The 3,555-nt window shown below is 60.7% G+C and carries 7 protein-coding genes; 3 read left to right on the top strand and 4 right to left on the bottom strand.

Translation table 11 applies throughout. The annotated features are described in order from the left end of the window. Both U5A57_RS41060 and U5A57_RS41055 read right to left on the bottom strand, forming a co-directional pair. Positions 1–405: alpha/beta family hydrolase (locus U5A57_RS41060; RefSeq protein WP_321918036.1), on the bottom strand; the 405-nt coding region annotated here is incomplete at its 3' end. 80 nt (positions 406–485) lie between these two features. Continuing rightward, positions 486–779 carry a hypothetical protein gene (locus U5A57_RS41055; protein ID WP_321918034.1) on the bottom strand — a complete coding sequence of 98 codons (294 nt, stop codon included), beginning with the start codon at positions 777–779 and terminating at the stop codon, positions 486–488. A gap of 248 nt (positions 780–1,027) precedes the next feature. Here U5A57_RS41055 and U5A57_RS41050 point away from each other — a divergent pair, with 248 nt between their 5' ends. Both U5A57_RS41050 and U5A57_RS41045 read left to right on the top strand, forming a co-directional pair. Then, entirely contained in the window at positions 1,028–1,264 is a 237-nt protein-coding gene (locus U5A57_RS41050) for a type II toxin-antitoxin system ParD family antitoxin (protein ID WP_201698493.1), read from the top strand. Then, the gene (locus tag U5A57_RS41045; RefSeq protein WP_321918031.1) at positions 1,261–1,599 is read left to right on the top strand and encodes a type II toxin-antitoxin system RelE/ParE family toxin; all 339 of its coding nucleotides are present in this window, start codon (positions 1,261–1,263) and stop codon (positions 1,597–1,599) included. The genes U5A57_RS41050 and U5A57_RS41045 overlap by 4 nt, the downstream gene beginning before the upstream one ends. 184 nt (positions 1,600–1,783) lie before the next feature. Here U5A57_RS41045 and U5A57_RS41040 read toward each other — a convergent pair whose 3' ends face one another. Further along, complete coding sequence (locus tag U5A57_RS41040; protein WP_321918029.1) at positions 1,784–2,134, bottom strand: hypothetical protein; 351 nt, start codon at positions 2,132–2,134, stop codon at positions 1,784–1,786. Between the two features lie 531 nt (positions 2,135–2,665). Between U5A57_RS41040 and U5A57_RS41035 the strand changes: the two genes are divergently transcribed. Then, positions 2,666–2,869 (top strand): cold-shock protein, encoded by a 204-nt coding sequence (locus U5A57_RS41035; protein WP_042293433.1) that lies wholly within the window; start codon positions 2,666–2,668, stop codon positions 2,867–2,869. Here U5A57_RS41035 and U5A57_RS41030 read toward each other — a convergent pair. Next, positions 2,856–3,290 carry a hypothetical protein gene (locus tag U5A57_RS41030; protein ID WP_321918025.1) on the bottom strand — a complete coding sequence of 145 codons (435 nt, stop codon included), beginning with the start codon at positions 3,288–3,290 and terminating at the stop codon, positions 2,856–2,858. The genes U5A57_RS41035 and U5A57_RS41030 overlap by 14 nt on opposite strands. Positions 3,291–3,555: the final 265 nt, after the last annotated feature.

Genomic DNA, 3,555 nt, shown 5'->3' with positions numbered 1-3,555 from the left:
TGGCACCGTGACGTCCGCCAGATGCCGTGCCCGCTCCACGCCAGGCGCGCCCGCCGGGTGCAGCGGGAACGCGACGAAAGCGAGGCCACGCACGCCGTCGAGCGGGGAGATGGCTTGAGCCTGGGAGGTCATGCGGCCGCCGAACGACCTGCCGCCCGCGAAGAGTGGCAGGGCTGGCAGCCGCCGGCGGGCCTCTGCGACGGCCGCCTGCACGGCAGCATGTGCCACGGCCGACGAGTCCACCCGCTTGGAGCCCCGCTCCATGTACGGAAACTGGTAGCGTAATGTGGCGACATTGGCCGCCGCAAGCGCGTCGGCCAATGACGACATGCCGGCATGCTGCATGCCCGCCCCGGCGCCGTGCGCGAAGACATACAGGGCTCGCGCGTCCTCCGGCACTCGCAGGAGCGCAGAGACCTTAGTGCCGTCGGGCAGTGTCAGGGAAAGCGATTCTGGGTCGTATCTGCCTCATTCCAGCAAGATAATCAGGGTTCCTCTAGATATGCAGCGCAGCGCACATGGAGCCGTTGTACGACAGGTGAACGGTAGTCCAGAAACCAACCGGTTCGTAGATTGAAGAGTCTGTGCAAATCCGCATCGTCTTTCGGGAAGGGTACCTCGCTTTCCTGCCTGGCGATCACCCGAGACGCCTCCACGAGCCTTGCCCGCTCCAGCCAGTCACATTCTGCGCCGTTCGAGGCCAGCCAGATCTGTGCCGATTCGATCAGATGATCGGTGCGCAGCCACTCGGTGCGTGCTTCGTCATCCAGTCTCGCCACTTCCCTTCCGCCATGTAGGTCGCCCGCAGGACCGATTGTCGGGCTGGTTTCTCCTGATGCCGCAGCCGTACGGCCAGATCACTTTACCGCACCGATCGGCGGATCGCATGGGGACAGTTCATCGCCGCCCGCACGATTTCCCGGAAAGACTCGCCAGTTAAGGCTCCTCGAACCGATCAGGCCACCCCTGAACATCTACCAGGAGATGAGTTTGGCAAAATTTGCCAAAGCCTGATAGACTGGTTCACATGAGCACGATGAACATCTCCCTCCCCGATTCGCTGAAGGAATATGTCGACGAGCAGGTCGGCGAGCGCGGCTACGGCACGAGCAGCGAATACGTCCGCGAACTAATCCGCAAGGATCAGGATCGCAAGCGCCTGCGGACAATGATCCTGCAGGGAGCGACTTCGGGCCTCGCAGATCCGGCCGACGCCGACTACTTCGAATCGCTGCGCGCCCGCGTACGTACTTCGCGCAAATGACGGCCAAGCCCGTCATCCCGACCCGGCTGGCCAGGCAGGACGTAGAAGACGAGCTGACACATTACCTCGTTGACGAAGGCTCGGAACAGGCAGCGCTTGGGTTCATTGCGGAAATCGAGCAGGCATACGCGCATCTCGCCAAACAACCCAACATCGGCTCACTCCGTTACTCGTACGAACTGGACATACCGGGCCTGCGCTCATGGTCTCTCGATCGCTACCCGCATCTGATCTTTTACATTGAGCGCAAGGATCACGTCGAGGTCTGGCGCGTACTCAACGGCAAGCGTGATATTCCAGCCTGGCTGTTGAGCGATGACAGCGAGTTCCATTGACACCATCTGCACGGCACAAGGCCCGCGAGAAGCCATCTGGCTCGCGGGCTTCTTCATTTTCCGACCATGGGGCTCGCCCATTTGACGGCCGCGCCCCTTCTGCGCGCTTACGCCGAAGCCGCCTTTCGTTACACAGGTAGGGGGTTACCAGTCTTTTTTCCAGTCTCCTGCGATCCGGCCCGCGTCACCTGCGACGTTCAGCGTCGGGACCCGGCACGGGGATAGTCCACTCAGCCACCACTTCCCCCGCTTCGGGTTCGCGCTCCCGCCTCAGCTCCAGGATGCGACCGTGAGCGACAACCACTTTCAGGTCGAGTCTCACGCCTTTCCGGAAGTGGAACAAATAAGCCGTGAAGGAGGCTGTGTTGCTGGCAAAGTAACCGTCACTCAGAAACTCTCGACGCGCGACAAGTCCATCGCTTGCCACCCAGTAATCGGCCATGGCGCAATCGAGCGACTTTGTCTGCCAGTCCTTTCTCGGCAGGTCTTCGAGGAAAGGCTCGAAATCCTGAGAAAACTCGAATGTATCGTTCATCCTCGAGCGCGGCTTCGCTGGTGTTAGCGTCGACCAAGGGTAACATGGGCTCCCCAGTCTCCGGGCTGGCACTGCAAAACTGGTTAGGGCCGCTTCCGCGCCACAGTTTGCTCGTCGCGGAAATGTGCGGGACGGGACCGCACAAAAATGTTGACGGAGACCGGGCTTTCGCGCGTGGCGAGGGAGGAATCCGCAATGCGTCGATGTTTCTGCGACTCTTCTCGAGTGCCTGCCCTGCTCCATTTCAGAATCAGTCTTCGCGGCGCAGCCTGGAGGCTTCGCTGAGACTCCCGCTTGCAGGGTAGATCGCGATTACCGCGCGGCAATCATACGGTGCCACCGTCAAGGGTTGGAACGACGAATGCCTGCACCGGGCCCGGGCCTCTGAAAGCCGGACCCTGTGCTGTCCGTGGACCTGCTGATTGGCAGGTGTCATCCCGGCGTGGTAAAAAGTCGTCCCTTGCGGGTGATCGCCTCCATGCGATGCCGTATTCTCGCAATTTCAGGTTTCAACATCGACAGGATTCAAAAATGGCAACTGGCACTGTGAAGTGGTTCAACGATGCGAAAGGCTTTGGCTTCATCACCCCGGATGACGGCGGCGAAGACCTGTTTGCCCACTTTTCCGAGATCAAGACGGAAGGCTTCAAATCGCTTCAGGAAAACCAGAAAGTAAGCTTCGATGTCAAGATGGGGCCGAAGGGCAAGCAGGCCGCAAATATCAAGCCAGCCTGACCGGCGCGCGTCGCATCCCGATGTGTGGCCCGCTCTGCGGGCCAGTTTTTCTTGCGCCCTGTGCATCAATCTCCGATGCAGCGATGGGCATCCGGCACATGTCCGCGCCATGCGGTTCGAGCGTCAACAGTGGTTTTGTGCGAAACACGATGTCCTGGTGCGCCCTCCTCGCGACATCGATCGATTCTCCGGATGATCGTTGACGAAGTGCAAGCGTTTCGCCATAGTCGTGAAGACGCAGGGCGAAGCGCGCGTTTGCGGTAGCGTTGATGCCGCGCTTTCGGCCACGCTGCCCGGATCCATCATCGCCCGGCAAAACAGCGGATATCCTGTCAAGGAAGACGGTTGAACTCCGCGGCAGCAATAACACTGTCCTCGACGAATCGACTTCCCCGACCAGAAGCACTACGATCAAAAACATGCCGGCCGCCATGGCAGGTGCCTGTCGCAAGATAATTTTCTGACGATTCGCACCCACCGTGCCAGACGCCCACCGATGTAGTGGCCCATAGCGCCTCGCGACGCATGCGTAGTGAACCCGCGCGGTCCCGTGCATGATCGCGGTGACCGTGACGCAGTCCGCCGCGTAGACTGTTCGAATCAGGCGAGGAGGCAAGTGCCGGAAATGCGTGGCGCTATCCTCGGTGGGTGCCTGTCGATGCCACCACCCAGTGGATCGATGTCGG

The sequence above is a fragment of the Paraburkholderia sp. J11-2 genome, from assembly GCF_905220185.1.
GTDB lineage: Bacteria > Pseudomonadota > Gammaproteobacteria > Burkholderiales > Burkholderiaceae > Paraburkholderia.
Note: the sequence above shows the minus strand (reverse complement) of the source record. Positions and strands in the feature narration are given on the sequence as shown.

Bases quoted from the DNA above. Each gene is read 5' to 3' on its own strand.
- U5A57_RS41040 (WP_321918029.1), bottom strand. From the start codon at position 2,134: ATGAACGATACATTCGAGTTTTCTCAGGATTTCGAGCCTTTCCTCGAA.
- U5A57_RS41045 (WP_321918031.1), top strand. From the start codon at position 1,261: ATGACGGCCAAGCCCGTCATCCCGACCCGGCTGGCCAGGCAGGACGTA.
- U5A57_RS41035 (WP_042293433.1), top strand. From the start codon at position 2,666: ATGGCAACTGGCACTGTGAAGTGGTTCAACGATGCGAAAGGCTTTGGC.
- U5A57_RS41050 (WP_201698493.1), top strand. From the start codon at position 1,028: ATGAGCACGATGAACATCTCCCTCCCCGATTCGCTGAAGGAATATGTC.
- U5A57_RS41030 (WP_321918025.1), bottom strand. From the start codon at position 3,290: ATGTTTTTGATCGTAGTGCTTCTGGTCGGGGAAGTCGATTCGTCGAGG.